Below are 21,252 nucleotides of genomic sequence, written 5' to 3' on the forward strand. Positions count from 1 at the left end.
TCGAGTCGGATGCCGCGTTCCCGAACCCCGGAGCGGCCGAGCATGACCCCGAGCCCGCGCCGCATCCTGCAGCCGACGGTGCTTCTCGCCGTGGCGCTCATGGCAATCATCGTGATGATGATCCTGCCGATGCCGGCGGCCGTGCTCGACATCGGCCTCGCCGCCTCGTTCGCGCTCGCGATCCTCATCTTCACCGTCACGCTCTTCATCGAGCGGCCGCTCGATTTCTCGGCCTTTCCGACCATCCTGCTCGCCTCGCTGATGCTGCGCCTGTCGCTCAACATCAGCTCCACAAAGCTCATCATCGGGCAGGGTCACGAGGGGACCGATGCGGCGGGCCACGTGATCGAGGGCTTCGCGAGCTTCGTCATGGGTGGCAGCGTGTTCCTGGGTCTCGTGGTCTTCGGCGTGCTGCTCATCGTGAACTTCATGGTCATCACCAAGGGGGCCGCGCGCATGGCCGAGGTGAGCGCGCGCTTCGCCCTCGACGGGATGCCGGGGCGGCAGCTCGCCATCGACAGCGACATGGCGGCTGGCGCGATCGACCATGCGGAGGCCAAGGCGCGGCGCGAGCGCGAACTGCAGGAGACCACGTTCTTCGGGTCGCTCGACGGCGCATCGAAATTCGTCAAGGGCGATGCCGTCGCGGGTCTCCTGATCACGCTCCTGAACCTCGTGGTCGGCATGGCCATGGGGGTGTTCGTGCACGGGATGGCCGCGGGCGACGCGATCCAGACCTATGCGATCCTGACCGTCGGCGACGGGCTGGTCTCGCAGATCCCCGCGGTGATCATCTCCATCGCCTCGGCGCTCCTTCTGGCGCGCGGCGGCACCACCGGGGCCACGGACCTCGCGCTCGTCGCGCAACTGGGGCGTCACGCCGCCGCGCTGGCAACGGTCGCTGTGCTGATGGCGCTCTTCGCCTTCGTCCCGGGCCTGCCCTTCGTACCCTTCATGATCGGCGCTGCCACCCTCGCGGGTGCGGCCGCCCTGGTGGCGCGCCGACACGGGGACCAGCCGCCCGATGCGCCGCCGGACACCGCCCACGAGCCGCGCGCACGCACCTCGATGGGAGATGTCCTCGATCTCGACGACGTTCACGTGGAGTTCGCGCCGGATCTCGTCGGAATGGTGCTCGACCCCGGCACGGGTCTCGACGCGCGGATCGCGAACATGCGCACGCACATCGCCTCGCATTTCGGGCTGATCATGCCCGAGATCCGGCTCACCGACAACGCGGCGCTGTCCCGCGGCACCTACGTGATCCGCATCCACGGGGTCGAGGCCGCGCGCGGGGTCCTCAATCCGGGTCTCCTCCTGGCGCTCGCGCCGGAGGGACGCGGTGCGCTGCCCATGGGCGAGGACGTGAAGGAACCCGTCTACGGTGCGTCGGCCCGCTGGATCCGGCCGGACATGCGCGAGGCCGCCGCCCTGTCCGGGGTGACCATCGTGACGCCCGTCGAGGTGGTGGCGACGCATCTTCTCGAGGTCGTGAAACGCAATTTCGGCCGGCTCCTGACGCTGAAGGCGTTGCGCCGCCTGCTTGAGGAGATGACGACACTGTCAAACGGCGCTCGGGCCGAGGCGAACCGCAGGCTCCTCGACGAGTTGATCCCCGACAAGGTGCAGATCGACACGCTCCACGCGGTCCTTCGGCTGCTCCTCGACGAACAGATTTCGATCCGCAACATGCCGCTGATCCTTGAGGCCGTCGCCGAGACGCGGGGCCAGCGTGCGACGCCCGAGGCGATCTGCGAACATGTGCGCCAGCGGCTCGGGTTCCAGATCGTCGCCGGCATGAAGCGGCCCGACGGGACGATCCCGCTGATCCAGCTCGACCCCGGATGGGAGGAGACGTTCCGGGCCTACCAGATCGACACGGAGGGCGGCGGGCTCGACGTCGCGCTGCCCCCCGAGACCTTCGAGACGCTGACCACCCGCGTAGCTGCGGAACTCGGGGCGGCGACGGAGCGCGGCGTCTATCCGGCAATCGTCACCACCGCCCGCCGCCGCCGCTTCCTGCGCACGGTGCTGGCCGCGCACGGTTTGTCGAACCCCGTGCTCTCCTTCGACGAGATCGGGCTCGAGGCGCGTCCGGCGCTTGTGGGCCTCGTGGCCGCATGACCGCGCTGGCCGAGCTCTCGGGCCTGGCCGGAGACTGGCTCTGGGGCAGCTTCGCGGTGTTCCTGCGCGCGGCGGGCGCGTTCGCCCTGATGCCGGCGTTCGGCGAACAGGTCGTGCCGGCGCGCATCCGGCTCGGCCTCGCGCTCGCGGTGACCGCGATCTGCGCGCCGGCGGTGCTGGCGACGCTGGATCTGCCAGCCCCCGATCTGGCCCTGCTGGTCCGGCTCGTCCTTGCAGAGACATTGTCGGGCCTCCTCATCGGGGCCGTGCTCAGGCTCTTCGTCATGGCGCTGCAGATCGCAGGCTCCATCGCGGCGCAGGCGACGTCGCTGGCGCAGCTTCTCGGCGGGGCGGCGGGCGAACCTCTGCCGACGCTCGGTCACGTCCTGACGATCTCGGCCCTCGCGCTCCTGACCCTCGCGGGATTTCACGTGCAGATTGCCGAGGCCCTCGTCCTGTCCTACGGGGTCCTGCCCTTCGGGGCCTTTCCCGGTGGTGCCGAGGTCAGCCCGTGGGGCGTCGCCGCAGTGGCCCAGGCGTTCGCGCTCGGCTTCACGCTGGCGGCGCCATTCCTGCTCGTCTCGACGCTCTACAACCTGACGCTCGGCGTCATCAACAAGGCGATGCCGCAACTCATGGTGGCCTTCGTCGGCGCCCCGCTCATCACCTTCGGCGCGGTGGCCATCCTCATGCTCTGCACGCCACTGATGCTGTCGGTCTGGCACGCGGCGATCCTGTCGGCCCTCGCACGGCCTTTCGGGGCACCATGACGGACGCTGCGCAGGACGACACCGCCGAGAAACCGCACGACCCCACGGAACGGCGGCTGCAGCAGGCCCGCCAGAGGGGCGAGATCGCACGCTCGCCCGATCTCCTCACCGCCGCTGCCTATGCGGGGCTGCTTGCCGCGCTCGCCTTCGCGGGGGAGCACATGGCGCGCGACCTCGGCAGCGCGCTCCTTCCCTTCCTCGACCATCCGGACATGCTGGCGCGCGCGCTTTTCTATGACGGCGCGTCCGCGCCTGCCGGGCGCCTCATGACCGGGATCACGGGGTCCGTTCTCGGGCTCTTCCTCGCGCCAACCGGCCTCGTGGCCGGGGCGCTCCTCGCCACGCGGGGTGTCGTCTTCGCACCGGCGCGGCTCTCCCCGCGGCTCGAGCGCATCGCGCCGCTCGCGAACGCGCGCAACAAGTACGGCCGCCGCGGGCTTTTCGAGTTCGCCAAGAGCTTCGTGAAGCTCGTGGTCTACGGCGGCTGCCTCGCGCTCCTCCTCGGCCGGCAAAGCGATGCGCTCCTCGCAGGCTCGGGCATGTCGCCGCCGGCCGTGGCGGCGGCGCTCGGCGTCGGGATCGTCGGGTTCCTCTCCGTCGTGCTGCCCGTCGCCGTGGTCATCGCCTGCGTCGACATGCTGTGGCAGCGCGCCGATCACCTGCGGCGCAACAGGATGTCGCTGAAGGAACTGCGCGACGAGATGAAGGAGAGCGAAGGCGACCCCCATGTCCGCCAGCAGCGCCGCGCCCGGGCACAGGAGATCGCCCTGAACGCCATGGTGCGCGCGGTCCCGAAGGCGGACGTGGTCATCGTGAACCCTACGCATTATGCGGTGGCGCTGGCGTGGAGCCGAACACCCGGTTCCGCGCCCGTCTGCGTCGCACGGGGCCGTGATCACGTGGCTCTGCGGATCCGGGAGGTCGCCATGGCGGCTGGCGTTCCCGTCCATTCGGACCCTCCCACCGCGCGGGCTCTCCATGCGAGCGTCCGGCTTGGCCAGGAAATTCCGGTTGAGCATTATCGTGCCGTGGCGGCAGCGATCCGGTTCGCGGACGCGATGCGCGCGAAGGCGCGGCATTCGTGGTCGTGACCCGGGACACCGCGCTGGTCGCAGGACTCGCGGCCCTCGAGCGTGACCAGGCGGTGATTGCCTACCACGAGGCGCTGGCCGTCGAGGCGGGGCACCGGGCCGAGGTCGGGGGGCTCGAGGACCGCTTGCGCGTCGCGCTGCTCGCCGAAGGGACGGACGGCGCCCGTCGGGCCAGCCGGGCCGACGCCGCCTGGCTGCGCTGGATCGCGACGCGGCGCGCCCGGGTCGACCGCGACCTCGCCCTGTCGGTGGCGCGCCGGATGGAGAGCCTCGCGGAGACCCGCAGGGCCTTTGCCCGGGCGAGCGCCGCGCATGATCTCCACGAAACCGCCAGCCGGGAGGCGCGCCGGCATCGCGACGCGCGGGAAGAAGCGACGCTGCAGGCGCTGGCGCTCCTGGCCCTCGGGCGCACCGACCCCTGAGGGTCTTGGTCACGCGTCCTGGCGGGCGATCTCCGTGATGAGGACGTCGGTGATGACGCCGCCGCTCGCGGTCCGCGCAACATCCCTGAGACCGCGCTTCAGGATGCTCAGCGACTCGTCCCGGGTGAAGTCGGGTCCGAAATGCCCGGCATTCGCATGTTCGAAGAGGACGCCGAGAAAGACGTCGCGCAACTTTGGCTCGAGCGTGTGGACGTCGGTGCGCACGCCGGCCGGCACCTCGACGCTGAGAGACAGGACGACGAGCGCCTCCACCCGCTGCCCCTCGACGACCGGAACGACGAACTGGTTGTTGATCTTGACATATTCGTGCGTGGGCGCTTCGCCGCCGTGATCGTCGTCGGCGTGTCCCGCGGGATCGGCGGCCACCGCGTCGTGGCTGTCGGGGCAGGTACACGCGCCTGCCGGCGACTCGGCCGTCCCGGCCGCGTGGTCTGCTGCGGTCTCCTGGGCCTCTTCCGGTGCGCCGCCGCCGAGGAAGAGCGCGGCACCGATGCCGCCGCCTGTGCCCAAGAGACCGAGAACGATCGGAACGATGAGGGCCTTCATGGTCGTCCTCCCGCCTCAGAACGGCAGCACGGCGTCGAGCACCTGCTGGCCGATCCGCGGTTGCTGCATGTCGCTGATCTGCCCGCGCCCGCCGTAGGAGATGCGGGCGGAGGCGATCTTGTCATATGTGATCTCGTTCAGGCGGGAGATGTCCTCGGGGCGCACGTACCCGGTCACGAGGAGCTCCCGCAGTTCGAAGTTGACCCGCACCTCCTGCGTGCCGGAGATCGCGAGCACCCCGTTCGGCAGCACGTCCACCACGGTCGCGGCCACGCGCAGCGTCAGCTTCTCGTTGCGCCGCACGGTTCCGTCGCCGGATGCGCTCGACCCGCCAGTGATCGACACGGCGTCGCCGAGCGTGGCGCCGTCCGGCAGGGACTTGTCGACCTTCTGCGGCACGCCGAAAAGCTGCGGGATGCCCAGCGACTCGGACCCGCTGCGGTTGCGCTCGGAGCGGTTGGAGATCTCCGCCTCCTCGTCGATCTCGATCACCACGGTCAGGATGTCGCCCTGCTGCAGCGCGCGCCGATCGCCGAGGAGAGACCGGCGCCCGCCGTTCCAGAGCGAGGCGCGCGAGGCGACCGGCCGCGCGTCGATGTCCGCGGGCACCACGTAGGTCATCGCCGCCCGCTCGGCCCCCTGTTCCACGGGGCTCAGCGCAGGCGGCCGGCCGATATGCCCGACGCGTCCGCAGGCGGTGCAGATCACGAGCATGCCGAGGCAGAGGCCTCGCAACGCGGGGGTCATGGCGTCACCTCGACCGACCCGTCTTCGCGCACGGTGCCGAAGACGCTCGCCTTGGACGAGAGGTTCATCACGCGGATCCGTTCGCCCGCGGCGCCGCGCCCGAGCGCGCGCCCCTCGGCGGTGATCCTGAGGCCGCCCGCTTCGAAGACGAGCGGCACGAGCGCGTTGCGTTCGACCAGCGCGGGCCGCTGCAGCTGCGACAGGAGCACCGGCCGGCCGGGAAAGAGCGCGACGCGCGCCTCCCGTCCGATCACCTCGCCGAGCGTCGCGGCGGCGTCGGGATGGCTGCCCGCCGCGAGCGCGACCGCGTCGGCGGCGACGATCTCGGCGGCGCGGATCGTGCGCGTCGGCGTGACCACATCCGCGGCAAGCGGTCCCGAAAGCACCAGCAGGACCGGCAGGAGCGCGCGTGGCATCAGCGCACCTGGGTGGTGGCGGCGAGCATCTGGTCGGCCGCGCTGATCACCTTGGCGTTGAGCTCGTAGCCGCGTTGCGCCTCGATCAGGTCGGTGATCTCGCGCACGGGATCGACGGAGCTGTCCTCGAGATAGCCCTGCCGCAGCGTGCCGAGACCGTCGACGCCCGGTTCCCCCGCGAGGGGCGGTCCCGACGCCTCGGTCTCGACGAAAAGGTTCGAGCCGATCGCCTCGAGCCCCTTGGCGTTGGTGAAGCCCGCGAGGGTGATCTGGCCGAGAAGCTGGGCCTCGGCGGCGCCGGGAAAATAGCCGTAGACCTCCCCGTCGGGACTGATCGAGACCGAGAGCGCCTCGGGCGGGATGACGATCTCGGGCGCGACGGGGTGGCCCTCCGAGGTCACGATGAGACCCTCGGCATCGCGCTTGAGCGCCCCGTCGCGGGTATAGGCCGCCTGTCCGGAGGGCAGCGTGACCTCGAGGTAGCCCCCGCCCTCGATCGCCACGTCCAGATCGCCGCCCGATTGCGTGAGCGAGCCCTGGGACAGGTCGACGGTCACCGCAGAGGGGCGCACGCCGAGGCCGAGCTGGATGCCGGTCGGCAGCATGGTGCCGTTCGAGGCACTCACCGTGCCGGCGCGTGCGACCTGCTCGTAGTGCAGGTCCGCGAACTCGGCGCGCCGCGCGCTGTAGCCGGTCGTCGACATGTTCGAGAGGTTGTGCGAGATCACCTCGACCCGCATCTGCTGTGCGCTCATTCCGGTCGCGGCGATGTGCAGGGCGCGCATGGGCAGCCTCCTGTTTCAGCGGGACAGCGCCAGCAGCGCCGCCTTCACGCGTTCATGTTCCTGGTCGAGAAAGCTCTGGCCGAGCTCGTAGGCCCGCTGCACCTCGACCATCCGCGCGATCTGGCCGAGCGTGTCGACGTTCGAGGATTCGAGGAAACCCTGCCGGAGGCGCGGTTCGGTCACGGGATCGACGCCGGCGTCGGCGCGGAAGAGCGTATCGCCCTCGCGCACGAGCCCGCGCGGGTCGAGTGGCACGACGAGGCCAATCTGTCCGACGGGGCGGCCCGCGGACGACATCGTGCCGTCCTCGGCGATGGCGAGATCGCCGGCGCCCGGCGGCACGAGGATCGGCGCTCCGCCCGCGTCCAGCACCACGTGGCCGGTCATCGTCAGGAGCTCGCCCGCAGGGCCAGGGCTGAAGGCGCCGGCGCGGGTCAGGCGCACGCCGTCCGGCCCCTGCACCTGAAAGAAGCCGTCGCCCTCGATGGCCAGGTCGAACTGGCCACCCGTCCGCTTGAGCGTGCCCTGCGAGAGGTCGGTCTGGCCGATGCGCCCGGCGGCCATCGACACGCTGCCGTCGCCAAGGCGTGCCACGTATTCCGAGAACAGGACGCCCTGCTGCCGGTAACCCGTCGTCTCGGCGTTCGCGATGTTGTTCGCGACGACCTGCATCTCGCGCATGAGGCCCGAGAGCCGCGTGAGTGTGGTGTAGCCGGGAACCTGCATCTCAGTCTCCCGCCACGGCAACGAGGATCACGTCGCGGAAGAACGCGACCAGTGTCTCGGACATGAAGCTCATGGACATCCAGAAGACCACGACGATTGCCGCGAGTTTCGGCACGAAGGTCAGCGTCATCTCCTGGATCGAGGTCAGCGCCTGAACGAGGCCGATCGTCACGCCCGAGACCAGCGCCGCCGAGAGGATGGGCAGCGAAGTGATGGTCGCGATCCAGAGCGCCTGCCGCACCACGTCGTAGAACTCCGCTTCGGACAGCATCGGTCAGACCGGCATGCGCAGGATTTCCTGGTAGGCCTCGACCACCTTGTTGCGGACGGTGACCGCCGTCTCGACGGCGAGTTCCGACTGCGCGAGCGCGGCGACCAGCGCATGGGGATCGGCATCACCCGTCATCGCCTCCGTGGCCGTGCGTTCGGCCGCCCTCAGGGTCTCGGTGAAATCGGCTACGGGGTCGGGGCGCGGCGTGCCCGGCGCCGCGACGCGGCCGATGGCGGCGTAGCTCTGGCTGGCGAAAAGACTGCGGACGTCCATGCGGTTCTCCTGCTATGGCGGGTGATCAGCGGCGCAGCAGGTCCATCAGGGCCTGCGACATATCTCGGGTCTGCTCGAACATCTTCAGGTTCGCCTCGTAGGAGCGCTGGGCTTCGCGCGCGTCGGCGATCTCGACGATCAGGTCGACGCCGGAACCCTCGTAGTACCCGTCTTCTCCGGCGAGCGGATGCGCCGGGTCGAAGATCCGCGGCAGGGCGCCCCGGTCGAGCGTCACCCGGCCGACCGCCACGCGCTGCACGCCGTGGGCGTCCTCGCGCCCGAGCTCGAACGGCACGGTCTTCCGGCGGTAGCCGGGCGTGTCGGTGTTCGCGATGTTCTCCGACACGTGCACCAGCCGACGCGCCTGCGCCTCGAGCCCGCTCGCCGTGACCGAGAGTGCGTCGGAAAAGGCGCTCATGGCGTCCTCACCGTCCGCCGCCGAGCGCGGTGCGCAGGATGGTCATGCCCGAGCGGTAGATCGCGAGCGCGCGACCGTGATCGCGTCGCGCCGTGTTGGCCCAGACCATTTCCTGCTCGAGGGATACGGTGTTGCCATTCGGGTCCGCGGCCGCGTCGATGCGGGTGAAGTCTGCCTCGCCGTCCGAACGCACGCCGAAGAGGTGGCTCGGCCGCGTCGCCCGCGGGCCGGACGGCTCGCGCGACGCGTAGGCGTCCGAGAAGTCCGGGAGGCGCAGGGCGCGGTAGCCCGGCGTATCGGCGTTGGCGATGTTCTGTGCGCTGGCTGCCTGCATCCGGCCAGCGTGGCGCGCCATGCGGACCGCCGTGTCGAAGAGGGCCAGATCCTGAAACATTCGGTTTCTCCAGTCGCGTTCTGCAACCTCCTCTTAAGTCCGATTCCTTTAGAAACCGTGTGTCGGCGGCAATCGGGGAGCGGCATGAGGCGCACGGAAATCCACGGGTTGCAGGAGGAGATCGGGCGCCTGCGGCCCGTACGCCCGGTGGGACGGGTGCACTCGGCGGACGGCGCGGTGATCTGGGTCACCGGACTGTCGCGGCACGTGGGCATCGGCGACCGGATGCAGATCCTGCGCGGCGACGGCAGCGTGCTGTGGGGCGAGGCGCTGCGCCTGCGCGAAGGCATGGTCGGCATGCTGCCCGACGCGCCGCCGGACGGCGTCGCCGAGAACGACAGGGTGACCGCGACGGGGGCGCCCGTCCTCGCCCCCTGCGACGCCTGGATCGGCCGTGTCATCGACCCTCTCGGCCGGCCGCTCGATGGCCGGCCGCTGCCCGCAGGTGCGGTCCCGCGTCCGTTCCGTGCCGTCCCGCCGGCGGCGGCGGGGCGGCGACCGCTCGGGCCGCGCCTCGGCACGGGGCTTGGCGTCTTCAACACGCTCCTGCCGATCGCCCGGGGACAGCGGATCGGCCTTTTCGCCGGCTCGGGCGTGGGCAAGTCCCGGCTTCTTGCACAGCTGGCGCGCGGCCTCGAGGCTGACGTCGTGGTGCTCGCGCTGATCGGCGAGCGCGGGCGCGAACTCGGCGAATTCGTCACGCGTGTCCTCGGCCCCGAGGGCATGGCGCGGTCCGTGGTGGTGGCCGCGACCTCGGACCGCTCGGCGCTCGACCGGCGACGCGCGGCGCTTTCGGCGATGACCGTCGCAGAACATTTTCGCGATGGCGGTCGGCAGGTCCTGTTCCTGGCCGATTCCATCACGCGCTTCGCTGAGGCGCACCGCGAGGTCGCGCTCGCGTCCGGAGAATTGCCGGCCCTGCGCGGACATCCCGCCTCGATGGCCCACCAGATCATGGCACTTGCCGAACGCGCGGGCCCCGGCGAGGCCGGGCAGGGCGACATCACCGCCGTCTTCACCGTGCTCGTCGCCGGGTCCGACATGGAGGAACCGGTTGCGGATGTCCTGCGGGGAACGCTCGACGGACACGTGGTGCTCGAGCGCGGGATCGCCGAGCGGGGTCGCTTCCCGGCGGTGAACGTCCTGCGGTCCGTGTCGCGCTGCCTCCCGGACGCGGCGAGCCCGCAGGAGAACGCCCTTCTGGCGGATGTGCGGCGCCTCCTCGGGGCCTATGACCGGTCGGAGCCGATGGTGCGCGCCGGGCTCTACCGCGCGGGCTCCGATCCGGAGCTCGACGAGGCGATCCGCCTCTTGCCCGACCTCGACCGGTTTCTCGGCGAGGACGGGCATGCCACGCCGCGGGACAGTTTCGACCGGCTCGGCCTCATCTTGCGTCGGGCACGCGTGCCGCAACCGACCCGCTGACGTGGTCCGCAAGCGGGCGTGCCGAAGGGCGACCGCGGCCGCCCCTCGGCTCAGCCGTGAGGCGCAAGCAGACGGTCTTCCCGGGGGATCAGCGCGCGCAGCGACTTGAGGCAGGGATAGAACCGTGCGCGCATCGCCGCTTCCGTCGCCTCGGCGAGCAGGGTGCGGCTGTCGCGATCGGTGAGGATCTGGCTGAGTTCCTCGATACGCCGCAGGAGCGCCGGCGCCACCTCCTCGGCGTCGCGGTCGCCGCTCAGGACCAGCTGCGCCTCGTAGCAGAGCCGCCGGACGGGGGTGGTCGCCTCGTCGGGATGGATCGCGTCCTTGAGGCGCAGGATGCGCGCGTTCGGCGAGACAATCGAGATCCTTGTGCGCCGGTCGCCGTTCTCGAGCACCGCGCCGTTGATCAGCACGCGTTCCCGGGGCGCCAGCTTGAGCACGAGCCCGGTCATGGGTGCGGCCTGCTGCCGAGACCACGCAGGATCGCGACGTTGATCTCGAGGAGAGGCGTGACCCTGGCCTTGCCCCGCAGGACGAGGCGGCTGTGTTTCTCGGTGAACTCGGCGAGGTAGAAGATCCGTGCCCTCAGGTCGTCGGGCAGCCCGTTTCCCGCCTGCCCGACATCCGCGGCCAGCGTTGTCCAGAGCCTCCGGTTGTCCGACAACGCGGCGACGAGCTCGGGATAGCCGCGCTTTCCCTTCCGGGCCGCGTCCCGCAGACGATGTGTGATCCGGGCGATGACTTCGTATTCCGCACCGCGGGCCGTCCGGATCGGAGCGGCGGCATGCGAGTAGGCGTGAAGCGCCTGCGCGTGAGCGTGCAAGGGGGTCTCCAGCATGTCGAGGTGTCAGGATTGGGACGTCGGGAGGTGGGGAGGGCCGCGGACGGCCCTCCCGTCGTCCCGGTTACCGGAACAGCGACAGGAGCTGCTGCGGCGCCTGGTTCGCGATCGACAGCGCCTGGACGCCGAGCTGCTGCTGAACCTGGAGTGCCTGCAGGCGTGCGGACGCCTCCTCCATGTCGGCATCGACGAGGGTGCCGATGCCCGACTTCAGCGCGGTCGTGAGACCGGAGATGAAGTCGGTCTGGGTCTCGATGCGCCCCTGCGCCGAGCCGAATGCCGAGGCGGAGTCGATCGCGGTCTGGATCAGCGCTTCGATCTCGGTGAGGGCGTTGTCGGCCCCCGCCTGGGTGGTCACGTCGACATTGGTGAGCTGCTCGAGACGGCCGCCGATCGTGGTGGCGGTCGCCGCGAACTGCTCCGCGTTGACCGAGAAGGTGTCGCCGGCGACGCCGTCGTACCCCTCGATCACCAGCGAGAACCCGTTGGCGCCGACCGTTGCCTGGATCAGGCCGGACCCGGAGCCCACGTTGTCCTCGCCGAGCTTGGTGCGCGCGTACCGGTTGAACGCGTCGGCCAGGCCCGTGGCGACGTCGGCGGCGGTGTCGCCGTCGCGGGCCACGTAGGTGATGTCGCCGTCGGTCGTGTTGAACGCGGCCGGGACATTGCCGCCCGAGGCCGTGATGATCAACTGGAAGCCGAGGCCTGCCGCGACCGGATCGGTGCTCGAGAAGTTGGCCAGCGACGGGGCGCCCGCCGTTGCCTCGGACCCGATGTTGATCGTCAACGTGGCGTTGGCGGCCGTGTTGACGGCGGTCGCGGCCTGAGCCGCGGTCGTGCCGAACGCGAAGAGATCCGCGTTCGCTGCGGTTGCCGTCGCCGTGTAGTCGATCGCCGACGCGGTGGTGCCGAGGTCCTGCTTCGCGACGCTGATGTCGGACGCCACGACGTTGCTGCTCGAGCGGTCGAGCGACGACAGGATGTTGATGTTGCCAGACCCGGCAGTCGTGTCTGTGTTCGACAGCAGGTTCAGGCCGTTGAACTGCGCCGCGCCGACGACCGAGGCGATCTGGTCGCGCAGGGCGCTGATATCGGCCTGGATCTTGACGCGGTCGACGTTCTCCTCCTGGGCGGCAACGATCTTGCCCTTGATGTCGGTGAGCAGGTCGGTGACCGTCTCGGCGGCCTGGCGGGCCACCGCGACGGTCGATTCGCCGAGGTTGAGACTGTCGGAGATGCCCTTGAAGCCCTTCACGTCGGCTTCCATCACCTTGGAAATCGCCCAGACGGCGGAGTTGTCCTTGGCGGTGGCCACCGACTTTCCGGTCGCGACCTCGTTCTGCGTCATCTGAAGGCCCTTGTTGATGGACTTCAGGGTCTGCAGCGCGATCATCGCGCCGTTGTTCGTCAGAATGCTAGACATGAGTGGTATACCCTTTGAGTTCAGCCGCTTTTGCGGCATCCGATGTGCCGCGAAAGCGGCGGTCAAAGGTCGTTCTGACACAAGCGGGGAGGTGGTTTTCTCGCCCCGCGCCATCCTGTCCGGATGCCGTGCCAGACTGCCTCCTCATGCGTTAACAAGCTGCCAAGTAGGTCCTCCGTTTCCGCCGCAATTCGACGACAATGTCATGCACGTTTTTCGAGCGTGCTCTGCGCCGTAGACTTGATCTTCTGGCGCCGACCCTCGCCGTCGTAGGTCTCGCCCCCGCCGCCCACCGCGCGCAGTTCGGCGAGCCGATCTGCCACGGCGCGCAAGCCTTCGAGCGCCTGCTCGAACAATGCGCGGTTGCGCCGCAGCTTGAGCTGGAGGGGGGCCAGCGCGGCGCCGCTCGCCGGCATGTCGGCGGCGAGTTGGTCAAGCAGGATCCCCTTCTCGCGGGCAAGCTCGTCGATCCTGTCGAAATCGCCGGCGACAAGCGCCGCCCGCTCGTCGTCCAGCAACTTGTTCAGCTTCTTCAGCACGGTATCAGTCGTCTGCGGCATCTGCGCGTTCCTTAAGAGTTTCGTGGATGACTCGGGCCAGTCCGATTCCGCCCGCCTCGGTCAGTAGGCCTGCCTGGGCATCGCGCAGGAAAGACGCGAACTGCTCCTCGCCGTTCCGGCCGCCGAAGGCCTGGCGTGGTGCGCCAAGGCCGGCTGCGGCCAGCATTTCGGACAGGAACTGGCGCTCGAGGGCGACGGCGGCCCGCCAAAGGCCGCTGTCCTGTTTCTGGGGGGCCTCCGCGCGCGCGATCGCTGGCGGAACCGCATGTACCTGCATGGAGTCGCTCCACTTGTCTGCATCGCGGTCATCCTCCTCCGGCGCCGGTAAATTTCCGGTAACTCCGACGTGCCAAGGTGGCGTTCGGTTCGGAACAGGACGCAGAATGCTTCAACACCTAACGATTCCGCTGGAGGTGCCGGCCCGGCAGGTCAGGGCGCAGCCGGTGCCTGGTCCGTCCGAAGACATTGATTTTTCGCACGTGTTCGATCGCGTCCCAGACGTGCGGGCCGGATCGGAAGGTGCGGTGTTCGCGCCGGCAGCGGAGGCCGAACCCGAGGTCGCCGTTGCCGCCGCCGCGTCCGAATCCGGTTCGGAGACGGTGTCGCAGACGGGAGCTATCGTGATCGCAGCTCCCATGGTGTCCGATGCGGTGACGACGCACATACCTCCAGGGTTTGAACGCGCGCAATTCCGGGAGGACGAGCACGGAGACGGGGGGAGGCAGCTTGGCAGCGACCGGCCAAGGGAGAAAATGACGCCTCCGCGCCGCAGCGTGCGGGAACCGCAGCTCTTGTCTGGCCACGAGTCGGAGAGCCCTTCGGTCGAGGCGACAGGTCCCTCGGATCGCGAAGAGGAGCAGGTTCAGCGGTGGCTCCTCCCACGCGGCGTGATCAGGGACCTGACTGGACGACTTTCAGAAGGTCGATCCGAGCATACGGAACGAACGTCGGAACCAGAGAGGTCTCACGAATCTCCGCTCCGCTCGGCGCGATCCGACGAAGCGACGTTGCTTCATGCCACACGGCCGAACTCCGCAGTCGACGCGGAACCCGGTGCCACAGGCACAGGGCTGATCCCGGTCCAGATGCCACAGGCGCGGCCACGCACGCATTCTGCCGCGGAAGCGGTGCCTTCGGTTTTTCGGCCGGAGGCCGGCGGGGCGGAAATCGGTTTGCCCGTTACGGGTGCAACCCTGAGCGCGAGAGCCGTGTTGCCGGCTTCAGAGGAGACGAGTACCGCCCGGGCTCGTGCCCCAGGAGAGCCTGCACTTGCGGTGGAGTTCGTCGATCGGGTCCCGGAGCGCGGCGCAGCCGGTTCACCGGCGAAGCGTCACCATGGCGCAGTGCGTGGATCCGGGCAGGCGCATCGTGTCCCCATGGATCGATTTGCTGCGGAGATATTCGAGGGAGACCGCACCCGCGGTGTGCCGAGGGACGTGCCGGCGACATCGCGGCCGGTGCCGGGCAAGGCAGACGTGATTGCCCCTCCCGCGCCGGAACCGGTTCACGGGCGGCTCCCTCCGAGCGGGTCTTCACGCGAGGTTCGTGGTGCCTTCGCGTCATTTGGAACTGGCGCCGCGGGGGTCGCGAGCCATTTTTCCGCGCCTGCACAGAGCACGGGGGGACGGGACTTGGCCGCAGCGGCCGGACAACCTTCGCTTGGTCAGGCGGTGCCTTCCGAAACCGATGGGCCGGTCGATGTCGGGTCCGCCGATCTGTCAGGCAGCGTCGCGGAAGCCCCGCCCCGACCCGCCGCGATGGCGTGGCGCGGTACCGCACGGGCGGCCGGACCTGTCTCGCCGCAGCTCTCTTACGTCATGATCGCGCCGGATGCAGCCGGAATCGACGGTCGGGAAGGGACCGGAAACACCTCCAGGACGAACCCGGACTGGCGTCTCTTCGGGAACTCTGTCCGGTATGGTCAGGACCCCACCCTAAGGCATGGCATGGACCATGCGGCTCGTCTGCCCGCCACCGCCGAGCCGACGAAGGTCCTGCAGGTTCCGGGCGCGATCGCGCCAGCCGACGGGCCGCCTCCCGAAGGTACAGACCCGCTCCTCGTGGCGATCACTGGAGGCGGTGAGACGGGCCTGCCTGTGCCCATACGGGCGCAGGGGACTGACATGGCCGCGGGCTTGGTCTCGCAACACTGGCCCGCCGCCGTCCGGCAGGTAACTGAAGCCATCGCCGCGACACGCGACGGGACGGTGGAACTGCGCCTGCGCCCCGAGGAACTGGGTCGGATCCGCGTGGTCATGCGACATGCGGAGGGCACGTTGTCTGTCCAGGTCCTTGCGGAACGACCGGAAACGCTCGAATTGCTGCGGCGCCACGGCGATCTGCTGCTCCGGGACCTCCAGGCGGACGGGTTCGGGCGCGTGGACCTGAATTTCGGCGGTGGCAGCGCCTCGGGCCGCCAGAGGGACGACGGGGCCGAGGCATCCGCAGACACCGCCACCGGCGGAGTTGCCGAGTCCGCACGCGCCCCCGTACCGATCGAGCGGGACGTGGACGCCCCGCGGCGAGACGGCCTGAACCTGATCCTCTGAGGAAGAAACCCGCCATGGAAGCACCGCCCGTCACCGCGCCCGCAGCCTCGATCGCCAGCAGCCCCGCGGCACCCGACCGCAGCGCGGTTCTCGCTTCGGATTTCGACACCTTCCTGCGCCTTCTGACCACGCAGGCACGCAACCAGGACCCGCTCGATCCGCTCGATGCGACGGATTACGCGACGCAGCTCGCGACCTTTTCGTCGGTGGAGCAGCAGGTCCAGACCAACGATCTCCTGCGCGAGATCGGCGTGGCGATCCGCGGCTCCACGCTCGAGACGCTGCGCGGCTGGACCGGGGCGCAGGTGCTGGTGGCCGCGGCCGCGCGTTTCGACGGCTCTCCGCTCCGCGTGCATCCGGACGTCGCCGAGGAGGCGACGAGCGCCACGCTCACGGTGCGGGACGAGGACGGCAATGTCGTGGCCCGCGAGGCGCTCGATCCCGGCACGTCGGGCGGAATCGACTGGGTAGGACGGGACACCGACGGGGCGCCGCTGCCGCCGGGTCGTTACACGTTCGAAACTCTGTCCTTCCGGGACGGCGAGGTCGTGGCGACGCGTCCTGCCCGCGTCTACGCCGACGTGGTCGAGGCCCGGCAGGACCCCGACGGCACGATCCGGATCGTGCTGGAGGATGGTCAGGAGCTGTCGGAGGCAGAGGCTGGCGGCATCCGGGTGCGGGGCTGACGGCCATGTATCCCCAAGAGCGGACCGGGTCAGCCGAGACCCATCGCCGCCGCGGTGATCGCCGCGCCTGCGACCAGACCGGCCGCGCCGTAGGCGAGCCGGAGCCGGCGCGACAGGGTGCGCGCGGGCGCCGGAGGCTGCGACTGCAGGATGAGCAGCTCCTCCACCATCCCGGGGAGCCGTGGCCCGAAACGGGCCAGGACCTTGGCGGTCTCGGTCAGGTCGCGGACCACCGCGCGGGGACCGATGGCATTCTTGATGTAGTCCTCGACCACCGGCTGGGCGACGCGCCAGATGTTCATCCGCGGGTTCAGCGACCGTGCCACGCCCTCGACGACCACCATCGTGCGCTGCAGGAGGATGAGCTCGGTCCGCGTCTCCATCCCGAAGCGCTCGGTGACCTCGAAGAGGTACGCGAGCAGCCGCGCCATCGAGATGCGCGTGGCGTCCATCCCGAAGATCGGCTCGCCCACTGCGCGCAGCGCGCGCGCGAACTCGTCCACGTCGCGGTCGGGCGGGACGTAGCCCGCTTCGAAATGCACCTCGGCCACGCGCTTGTAGTCGCGGCGGATGAAGCCGTAGAGGATCTCGGCGTAGACACGCCGCGTGTAGACGTCGATATGCCCCATGATGCCGAAATCGATGGCGATGATGTCGCCGTTCGGCGCGACCTTGAGGTTGCCCTGGTGCATGTCGCCATGGAAGAAGCCGTCGCGCAGCGCGTGGCTGAGAAAGAGCTGCAGCACGCGTTCCGAGAGTGCGACGCGATCGTGGCCGGCGGCATCGAGCGCGGCATTGTCGCCGAGCGCCACGCCCTCGGCCCAGCCGAGCGTCATGACCCGCCGGCCAGAATGGAACCACTTGACCTCCGGGACCGTGAAGCCCGCGTCGCCCGCCGTGTTCGCGGCGAATTCCGAGGCCGATGCGGCTTCCAGCCGGAGGTCGAGTTCGCCCATGACCACACCCTCGAAATGGCGGATCACGTCCATCGGACGCAGCCGGCGCGAGGAGGGCGAAAGCAGCTCGACCATGCGCGCGGCGAAGTAGAACGCGTCGATGTCCTTGCGGAACGCCCGTTCCACGCCCGGGCGCAGCACCTTCACGGCGACGGTTTCACCAGTGTCGCGCAGCCGCGCGCGGTGGACCTGCGCGATCGAGGCCGCGGCGACCGGCGGGCTGAATTCGGAGAACAGCGTCTCGACATCCATGTCGAGGTCGCGCGCGATCGCGGCCTTCGCCTCCTCGATGGTGAAGGGCGGCAGCTTGTCCTGCAGCACGCGCAGCTGCGCGGCGAGCTCCTCGCCCACGACGTCGGGGCGGGTCGAGAGAATCTGCCCGAACTTGATGTAGGCCGGCCCCAGCGCCGACAGCGCGCGGGTGACCGGGGGCATGGTGGCGTCACCCTCGTGGCCGAGCCATTTGAACGGCCAGCCCAGCACGCGGGCGGCGAGCCGCAGCGGGCGCGGCACGTCGAGCGCGTCGAGCACGACGCGCATGGCGCCCGTGCTCTCGAAGGTGGCGCCGGTCCGGACCAGCCGCCAGATGTTGTGCGGTCCACGCAAGGATCAGATCTTCCAGGCCGAATGCAGGCAGGCGATGCCCATCGACAGGTTGCGGTACTTGGCGTTCCCGAACCCGGCCTGCCGGATCATCGACAGGAACGTCTCCTGGTCGGGAAAGCGGCGGATCGATTCCACGAGGTACTGGTAGCTGTCGCGGTCGTCGGCGATCAGCTGTCCCATCGCGGGGATCAGGTTGAACGAGTAGCGGTCGTAGAGCCATTGCAGCGCCGGCACCGGGATCTGGCTGAATTCGAGCACCATGAGGCGGCCGCCGGGCCGCAGGACGCGGTATGCCTCACGCAGCGCCTCCTCGGGGCGGGTGACGTTCCGGATGCCGAAGCTGATCGTGTAGACGTCGAAACTCGCGTCGGGAAAGGGCAGCGACATGGCGTCGCCCACCACCCAGTCGAGGCTGTCGGACAGCGCCTCTGCATCGGCGCGCTTGCGGCCCGCCTCGAGCATCGGCTGCGTGAGGTCGAGCACGACGGCCCGTCCCGCGCCCGCGCGCCGCAGGAAGCGGAAGGAGATGTCGCCGGTGCCCCCCGCCACGTCGAGGAGCCGCTGGCCCCGCCGCGGCGCGAGCCAGTCCATCATCGCGTCCTTCCAGAGCCGGTGGATGCCGAGGCTCATGGCGTCGTTCATAACGTCGTAGCGCGAGGCGACAGACGTGAAGACCCCCCGGACGCGGGGCGCCTTCTGATCCTCGGGGACGTCCTCGAACCCGAAATGCGTCGTCCTGGTGTTTTGGTCTTCCATGGCCCTTGCCGTTGCTGCCGGTCCGCCCTTCTTATACGGCGCGACACTGGCGATACAATTGTGGCCCGCCGCCGGAAGGACCAGCCCCCGAATGCCCGAATTGCCCGAAGTCGAGACCGTCCGCCGCGGCCTGGCCCCGGTCATGGAGGGGGCGCGCATCTCGCGCGCGCGGGTGAATCGCCCCGACCTGCGCTGGCCCTTCCCCGACCGCATGGCCGAGCGGCTGACCGGTGCGCGGGTCGAGACCCTCGGCCGGCGGTCGAAATACCTTCTGGCCGCGCTCGACACCGGCGAGACCCTGCTGGTGCATCTCGGCATGTCGGGGCGCATCCTCGTCTCGGGGGATCCCTTGGGCCGATTCGTGCACGCGCATCCGGCGCCCGAGAAACATGACCACGTGGTGTTCGAGATGGAGGGCGGCGCGCGCGTCACCTTCAACGATCCGCGGCGGTTCGGCGCCATGGACCTGATGCCCACCGAGAGCCGCGAGGCGCACCCGCTCCTCGCCGCGATCGGGCCCGAGCCGCTCGGCAACGCCTTCAGCGAGGCTCACCTGGTGGCAGCCCTGCAGGGCCGCAACACGCCGATCAAGGCCGCGCTCCTCGACCAGAAGATCGTCGCAGGCCTCGGCAACATCTATGTCTGCGAGGCGCTGTTCCGGGCCGGGATCCACCCCGCGCGCCGGGCCGGGCGCCTGTCGGCGCGGCGCGCGGCGGCGCTTGTCCCGGTGATCCGCGAGACCCTCGCCGACGCCATCGCCGCGGGCGGATCGTCGCTGCGCGACTACCGGCGCGCGGACGGCGAGCTGGGGTATTTCCAGCACAGTTTCGACGTCTACGGACGCGAGGGACAGCCATGCCGGCGCGACGGCTGCGGCGGCACGGTGCGGCGCATCGTGCAGTCGGGGCGGTCGTCCTTCTACTGCCCGGCCTGCCAAAGATAGCTTGAACCGGCGGGACGAAGTGATAAGCGTTCCGGACCGAGAGGACACAACCGGAGCCGAGGTTTCATGGCCTACGAGACGATCATCGTCGAGGTTGAAGACCACGTCGCCGTCATCAGGCTGAACCGCCCGGACGCGCTGAACGCCCTGAACACGCAGCTTCTGTCGGAACTCGCGGACGCGCTGCGCGAGGCGGACGTTAACGAGAAGGTGCGCTGCATCATCCTCACGGGGTCGTCCAAGGCCTTTGCCGCGGGCGCCGACATCAAGGAGATGTCGGAGAAGAGCTTCGTCGACGTCTTCCTCGCGGATCTCTTCGGCAACGAGGCAACCGCGGCGGCGCGGGTGCGCAAGCCGGTGATCGCGGCCGTGGCGGGCTACGCGCTGGGCGGCGGATGCGAGCTTGCCATGATGTGCGACTTCATCATCGCCGCGGACAACGCCAAGTTCGGCCAGCCCGAGATCAATCTCGGCGTGGTGGCGGGCATCGGCGGAACGCAGCGTCTGACGCGGGCGGTGGGCAAGTCCAAGAGCATGGACATGCATCTCACAGGCCGTTTCATGGACGCCGAGGAGGCCGAGCGCGCGGGCCTGGTAAGCCGCGTCGTCCCGGCGAAAAGCCTGATGGACGAGGCGCAGGCCGCCGCCGGAAAGATCGCCGAGAAATCCCGCCTGACCGCCATGGCGGTGAAGGAGGCGGTGAACCGGTCCTTCGAGACGACGCTGTCCGAGGGCACGCTGTTCGAGCGCCGGCTGTTCCACGCCATGTTCGCCACGGACGACCAGAAGGAGGGCATGGGCGCCTTCCTCGAGAAGCGCGCGGCGCAGTTCCGCGACGAATAGGACCGTCCGGGATTTCCGCTTGGCAGCGCGGGCGGAATCGCGTATCCGCCACCGCTACATGCGTGTGATGCCCGCCTTGGCAAGATTCGGTCCGGCCGTTGAGGTTCCGGGTGCGGCGTCGATTGCGCGATGACATTCGGAAATCCGACCACGGGAAACACCACATGGCCAATACACCGCAATCCAAGAAGCGCGCGCGTCAGAACGCGAAGCGCTACGACGTGAACCGGGCCCGCCGTTCGCGGATCCGCACCTACCTGCGCAAGGTCGAGGAAGCCATCGCCGCGGGCGACAAGGACGCGGCCGCGGCCGCCCTGCGCCTTGCCCAGCCCGAGCTGATGCGCGGCGTGACGAAGGGCGTCTTCCACAAGAACACCGCGGCTCGCAAGATGTCGCGCCTGTCCTCGCGGGTGAAGGCACTGGGCTGATACGCCCCAACATGTTGATGCCGATCAGCAAGGCTCCGCAAGATGCGGGGCCTTTTTTCATGCCTGTGGCATTTGTGTGCGCGCCAACGGATTCTTTTCGGCCGGCTTCGGAGTCAAGCCACAAGTTCAGTTGATGCCATCGCCGGGCAGGGTATTTTCAGGAGGCGAGTCACAGTCGCTTGGGGGGACAGACCGCGCCGTTCCGCGCCGACAGGCGCATCGGTCATAGATG

26 protein-coding genes are annotated in these 21,252 nt (G+C 69.5%); 10 read left to right on the forward strand and 16 right to left on the reverse strand.

From position 1 onward, the window contains the following. The first annotated feature begins 42 nt into the window (after positions 1-42). From flhA to RISW2_RS07225, 4 genes are read left to right on the forward strand one after another with little or no spacing between them, the layout of a single operon-like run. Positions 43-2,124, forward strand: a complete 2,082-nt coding sequence (gene flhA / locus RISW2_RS07210; protein ID WP_043768506.1) for a flagellar biosynthesis protein FlhA — start codon at positions 43-45, stop codon at positions 2,122-2,124. Then, positions 2,121-2,894: a flagellar biosynthetic protein FliR gene (locus RISW2_RS07215; RefSeq protein WP_043768508.1), complete on the forward strand. Its 774-nt coding sequence runs from the start codon at positions 2,121-2,123 to the stop codon at positions 2,892-2,894. Before flhA ends, RISW2_RS07215 begins: the two co-directional genes overlap by 4 nt. Then, a complete protein-coding gene (locus RISW2_RS07220; RefSeq protein ID WP_043768509.1) occupies positions 2,891-3,985 on the forward strand; it encodes an EscU/YscU/HrcU family type III secretion system export apparatus switch protein in 1,095 nt (364 codons plus the stop codon). Before RISW2_RS07215 ends, RISW2_RS07220 begins: the two co-directional genes overlap by 4 nt. Then, positions 3,976-4,407 carry a hypothetical protein gene (locus RISW2_RS07225; protein ID WP_043768510.1) on the forward strand — a complete coding sequence of 144 codons (432 nt, stop codon included), beginning with the start codon at positions 3,976-3,978 and terminating at the stop codon, positions 4,405-4,407. The genes RISW2_RS07220 and RISW2_RS07225 overlap by 10 nt, the downstream gene beginning before the upstream one ends. A gap of 9 nt (positions 4,408-4,416) precedes the next feature. On the opposite strand, the gene RISW2_RS07230 is transcribed toward RISW2_RS07225, so the two are convergent. From RISW2_RS07230 to RISW2_RS07270, 9 genes are read right to left on the reverse strand one after another with little or no spacing between them, the layout of a single operon-like run. Continuing rightward, positions 4,417-4,974 carry a flagellar basal body-associated FliL family protein gene (locus RISW2_RS07230; RefSeq protein WP_043768511.1) on the reverse strand — a complete coding sequence of 186 codons (558 nt, stop codon included), beginning with the start codon at positions 4,972-4,974 and terminating at the stop codon, positions 4,417-4,419. 15 nt (positions 4,975-4,989) lie between these two features. Next, the gene (gene flgH, locus RISW2_RS07235) at positions 4,990-5,721 is read right to left on the reverse strand and encodes a flagellar basal body L-ring protein FlgH (RefSeq protein ID WP_211238679.1); all 732 of its coding nucleotides are present in this window, start codon (positions 5,719-5,721) and stop codon (positions 4,990-4,992) included. After that, positions 5,718-6,137 (reverse strand): flagellar basal body P-ring formation chaperone FlgA, encoded by a 420-nt coding sequence (gene flgA / locus RISW2_RS07240; RefSeq protein ID WP_043768513.1) that lies wholly within the window; start codon positions 6,135-6,137, stop codon positions 5,718-5,720. The genes flgH and flgA overlap by 4 nt, the downstream gene beginning before the upstream one ends. After that, on the reverse strand, positions 6,137-6,922 hold the full coding sequence (flgG, locus tag RISW2_RS07245; RefSeq protein WP_043768514.1) for a flagellar basal-body rod protein FlgG: 786 nt from the start codon (positions 6,920-6,922) through the stop codon (positions 6,137-6,139). The genes flgA and flgG overlap by 1 nt, the downstream gene beginning before the upstream one ends. 15 nt (positions 6,923-6,937) lie before the next feature. Continuing rightward, positions 6,938-7,648: a flagellar hook-basal body complex protein gene (locus RISW2_RS07250; protein ID WP_043768516.1), complete on the reverse strand. Its 711-nt coding sequence runs from the start codon at positions 7,646-7,648 to the stop codon at positions 6,938-6,940. A gap of 1 nt (position 7,649) precedes the next feature. Next, a complete protein-coding gene (locus RISW2_RS07255) occupies positions 7,650-7,919 on the reverse strand; it encodes a flagellar biosynthetic protein FliQ (RefSeq protein ID WP_043768518.1) in 270 nt (89 codons plus the stop codon). Between the two features lie 3 nt (positions 7,920-7,922). Then, complete coding sequence (gene fliE, locus RISW2_RS07260; protein ID WP_043768520.1) at positions 7,923-8,192, reverse strand: flagellar hook-basal body complex protein FliE; 270 nt, start codon at positions 8,190-8,192, stop codon at positions 7,923-7,925. Between the two features lie 25 nt (positions 8,193-8,217). Next, entirely contained in the window at positions 8,218-8,610 is a 393-nt protein-coding gene (gene flgC, locus RISW2_RS07265) for a flagellar basal body rod protein FlgC (RefSeq protein ID WP_043768523.1), read from the reverse strand. Between the two features lie 7 nt (positions 8,611-8,617). Further along, on the reverse strand, positions 8,618-9,004 hold the full coding sequence (locus RISW2_RS07270; RefSeq protein WP_043768525.1) for a FlgB family protein: 387 nt from the start codon (positions 9,002-9,004) through the stop codon (positions 8,618-8,620). Between the two features lie 84 nt (positions 9,005-9,088). Between RISW2_RS07270 and RISW2_RS07275 the strand changes: the two genes are divergently transcribed. Beyond that, positions 9,089-10,429 carry a FliI/YscN family ATPase gene (locus RISW2_RS07275; protein ID WP_043768527.1) on the forward strand — a complete coding sequence of 447 codons (1,341 nt, stop codon included), beginning with the start codon at positions 9,089-9,091 and terminating at the stop codon, positions 10,427-10,429. Positions 10,430-10,479: 50 nt separating this feature from the next. Here the strand turns inward: RISW2_RS07275 and flbT are convergent, their stop codons facing one another. The 5 genes from flbT to RISW2_RS07300 form a co-directional block, all read right to left on the reverse strand. Further along, positions 10,480-10,881: a flagellar biosynthesis repressor FlbT gene (gene flbT / locus RISW2_RS07280; protein ID WP_043768529.1), complete on the reverse strand. Its 402-nt coding sequence runs from the start codon at positions 10,879-10,881 to the stop codon at positions 10,480-10,482. After that, on the reverse strand, positions 10,878-11,267 hold the full coding sequence (gene flaF, locus RISW2_RS07285; RefSeq protein WP_211238680.1) for a flagellar biosynthesis regulator FlaF: 390 nt from the start codon (positions 11,265-11,267) through the stop codon (positions 10,878-10,880). The genes flbT and flaF overlap by 4 nt, the downstream gene beginning before the upstream one ends. A 67-nt stretch (positions 11,268-11,334) precedes the next feature. Further along, positions 11,335-12,693, reverse strand: a complete 1,359-nt coding sequence (locus RISW2_RS07290) for a flagellin N-terminal helical domain-containing protein (RefSeq protein WP_043768532.1) — start codon at positions 12,691-12,693, stop codon at positions 11,335-11,337. Between the two features lie 203 nt (positions 12,694-12,896). Continuing rightward, positions 12,897-13,253, reverse strand: coding sequence for a flagellar protein FlgN (locus RISW2_RS07295; protein WP_043768534.1), 357 nt, complete (start codon positions 13,251-13,253; stop codon positions 12,897-12,899). After that, a complete protein-coding gene (locus tag RISW2_RS07300; protein ID WP_043768536.1) occupies positions 13,237-13,530 on the reverse strand; it encodes a rod-binding protein in 294 nt (97 codons plus the stop codon). The genes RISW2_RS07295 and RISW2_RS07300 overlap by 17 nt, the downstream gene beginning before the upstream one ends. 1,846 nt (positions 13,531-15,376) lie before the next feature. On the opposite strand from RISW2_RS07300, the gene fliK reads away from it, so the two are divergent. After that, on the forward strand, positions 15,377-15,802 hold the full coding sequence (gene fliK, locus RISW2_RS25010) for a flagellar hook-length control protein FliK (RefSeq protein WP_211238681.1): 426 nt from the start codon (positions 15,377-15,379) through the stop codon (positions 15,800-15,802). A 14-nt stretch (positions 15,803-15,816) separates the two neighbouring features. After that, positions 15,817-16,488, forward strand: coding sequence for a flagellar hook capping FlgD N-terminal domain-containing protein (locus RISW2_RS07310; protein ID WP_051491850.1), 672 nt, complete (start codon positions 15,817-15,819; stop codon positions 16,486-16,488). A gap of 29 nt (positions 16,489-16,517) precedes the next feature. Here the strand turns inward: RISW2_RS07310 and ubiB are convergent, their stop codons facing one another. Together ubiB and ubiE are read right to left on the reverse strand one after the other, a co-directional pair. Further along, the gene (ubiB, locus tag RISW2_RS07315) at positions 16,518-18,050 is read right to left on the reverse strand and encodes a 2-polyprenylphenol 6-hydroxylase (RefSeq protein ID WP_043768541.1); all 1,533 of its coding nucleotides are present in this window, start codon (positions 18,048-18,050) and stop codon (positions 16,518-16,520) included. 3 nt (positions 18,051-18,053) lie between these two features. Continuing rightward, complete coding sequence (gene ubiE, locus RISW2_RS07320; protein ID WP_043768543.1) at positions 18,054-18,806, reverse strand: bifunctional demethylmenaquinone methyltransferase/2-methoxy-6-polyprenyl-1,4-benzoquinol methylase UbiE; 753 nt, start codon at positions 18,804-18,806, stop codon at positions 18,054-18,056. 91 nt (positions 18,807-18,897) lie between these two features. Between ubiE and mutM the strand changes: the two genes are divergently transcribed. The 3 genes from mutM to rpsT all read left to right on the forward strand — a co-directional run bounded on the left by mutM (position 18,898) and on the right by rpsT (position 21,020). Beyond that, the gene (gene mutM / locus RISW2_RS07325) at positions 18,898-19,749 is read left to right on the forward strand and encodes a bifunctional DNA-formamidopyrimidine glycosylase/DNA-(apurinic or apyrimidinic site) lyase (protein ID WP_043768545.1); all 852 of its coding nucleotides are present in this window, start codon (positions 18,898-18,900) and stop codon (positions 19,747-19,749) included. 66 nt (positions 19,750-19,815) lie between these two features. Then, a complete protein-coding gene (locus RISW2_RS07330) occupies positions 19,816-20,592 on the forward strand; it encodes an enoyl-CoA hydratase (protein ID WP_043768548.1) in 777 nt (258 codons plus the stop codon). Positions 20,593-20,756: 164 nt separating this feature from the next. Further along, on the forward strand, positions 20,757-21,020 hold the full coding sequence (gene rpsT, locus RISW2_RS07335; RefSeq protein ID WP_043768550.1) for a 30S ribosomal protein S20: 264 nt from the start codon (positions 20,757-20,759) through the stop codon (positions 21,018-21,020). The last annotated feature ends 232 nt before the right edge of the window (positions 21,021-21,252 follow it).

The organism is Roseivivax isoporae LMG 25204 (assembly GCF_000521865.1).
In the GTDB taxonomy this organism is placed as follows: domain Bacteria; phylum Pseudomonadota; class Alphaproteobacteria; order Rhodobacterales; family Rhodobacteraceae; genus Roseivivax; species Roseivivax isoporae.

Bases quoted from the DNA above. Each gene is read 5' to 3' on its own strand.
- flhA (WP_043768506.1), top strand. From the start codon at position 43: ATGACCCCGAGCCCGCGCCGCATCCTGCAGCCGACGGTGCTTCTCGCC.
- RISW2_RS07215 (WP_043768508.1), top strand. From the start codon at position 2,121: ATGACCGCGCTGGCCGAGCTCTCGGGCCTGGCCGGAGACTGGCTCTGG.
- RISW2_RS07220 (WP_043768509.1), top strand. From the start codon at position 2,891: ATGACGGACGCTGCGCAGGACGACACCGCCGAGAAACCGCACGACCCC.
- RISW2_RS07230 (WP_043768511.1), bottom strand. From the start codon at position 4,974: ATGAAGGCCCTCATCGTTCCGATCGTTCTCGGTCTCTTGGGCACAGGC.
- flgH (WP_211238679.1), bottom strand. From the start codon at position 5,721: ATGACCCCCGCGTTGCGAGGCCTCTGCCTCGGCATGCTCGTGATCTGC.
- flgA (WP_043768513.1), bottom strand. From the start codon at position 6,137: ATGCCACGCGCGCTCCTGCCGGTCCTGCTGGTGCTTTCGGGACCGCTT.
- flgG (WP_043768514.1), bottom strand. From the start codon at position 6,922: ATGCGCGCCCTGCACATCGCCGCGACCGGAATGAGCGCACAGCAGATG.
- RISW2_RS07250 (WP_043768516.1), bottom strand. From the start codon at position 7,648: ATGCAGGTTCCCGGCTACACCACACTCACGCGGCTCTCGGGCCTCATG.
- RISW2_RS07255 (WP_043768518.1), bottom strand. From the start codon at position 7,919: ATGCTGTCCGAAGCGGAGTTCTACGACGTGGTGCGGCAGGCGCTCTGG.
- fliE (WP_043768520.1), bottom strand. From the start codon at position 8,192: ATGGACGTCCGCAGTCTTTTCGCCAGCCAGAGCTACGCCGCCATCGGC.
- flgC (WP_043768523.1), bottom strand. From the start codon at position 8,610: ATGAGCGCCTTTTCCGACGCACTCTCGGTCACGGCGAGCGGGCTCGAG.
- RISW2_RS07270 (WP_043768525.1), bottom strand. From the start codon at position 9,004: ATGTTTCAGGATCTGGCCCTCTTCGACACGGCGGTCCGCATGGCGCGC.
- RISW2_RS07275 (WP_043768527.1), top strand. From the start codon at position 9,089: ATGAGGCGCACGGAAATCCACGGGTTGCAGGAGGAGATCGGGCGCCTG.
- flbT (WP_043768529.1), bottom strand. From the start codon at position 10,881: ATGACCGGGCTCGTGCTCAAGCTGGCGCCCCGGGAACGCGTGCTGATC.
- flaF (WP_211238680.1), bottom strand. From the start codon at position 11,267: ATGCTGGAGACCCCCTTGCACGCTCACGCGCAGGCGCTTCACGCCTAC.
- RISW2_RS07290 (WP_043768532.1), bottom strand. From the start codon at position 12,693: ATGTCTAGCATTCTGACGAACAACGGCGCGATGATCGCGCTGCAGACC.
- RISW2_RS07295 (WP_043768534.1), bottom strand. From the start codon at position 13,253: ATGCCGCAGACGACTGATACCGTGCTGAAGAAGCTGAACAAGTTGCTG.
- RISW2_RS07300 (WP_043768536.1), bottom strand. From the start codon at position 13,530: ATGCAGGTACATGCGGTTCCGCCAGCGATCGCGCGCGCGGAGGCCCCC.
- fliK (WP_211238681.1), top strand. From the start codon at position 15,377: ATGGCCGCGGGCTTGGTCTCGCAACACTGGCCCGCCGCCGTCCGGCAG.
- RISW2_RS07310 (WP_051491850.1), top strand. From the start codon at position 15,817: ATGGAAGCACCGCCCGTCACCGCGCCCGCAGCCTCGATCGCCAGCAGC.
- ubiE (WP_043768543.1), bottom strand. From the start codon at position 18,806: ATGGAAGACCAAAACACCAGGACGACGCATTTCGGGTTCGAGGACGTC.
- mutM (WP_043768545.1), top strand. From the start codon at position 18,898: ATGCCCGAATTGCCCGAAGTCGAGACCGTCCGCCGCGGCCTGGCCCCG.
- RISW2_RS07330 (WP_043768548.1), top strand. From the start codon at position 19,816: ATGGCCTACGAGACGATCATCGTCGAGGTTGAAGACCACGTCGCCGTC.
- rpsT (WP_043768550.1), top strand. From the start codon at position 20,757: ATGGCCAATACACCGCAATCCAAGAAGCGCGCGCGTCAGAACGCGAAG.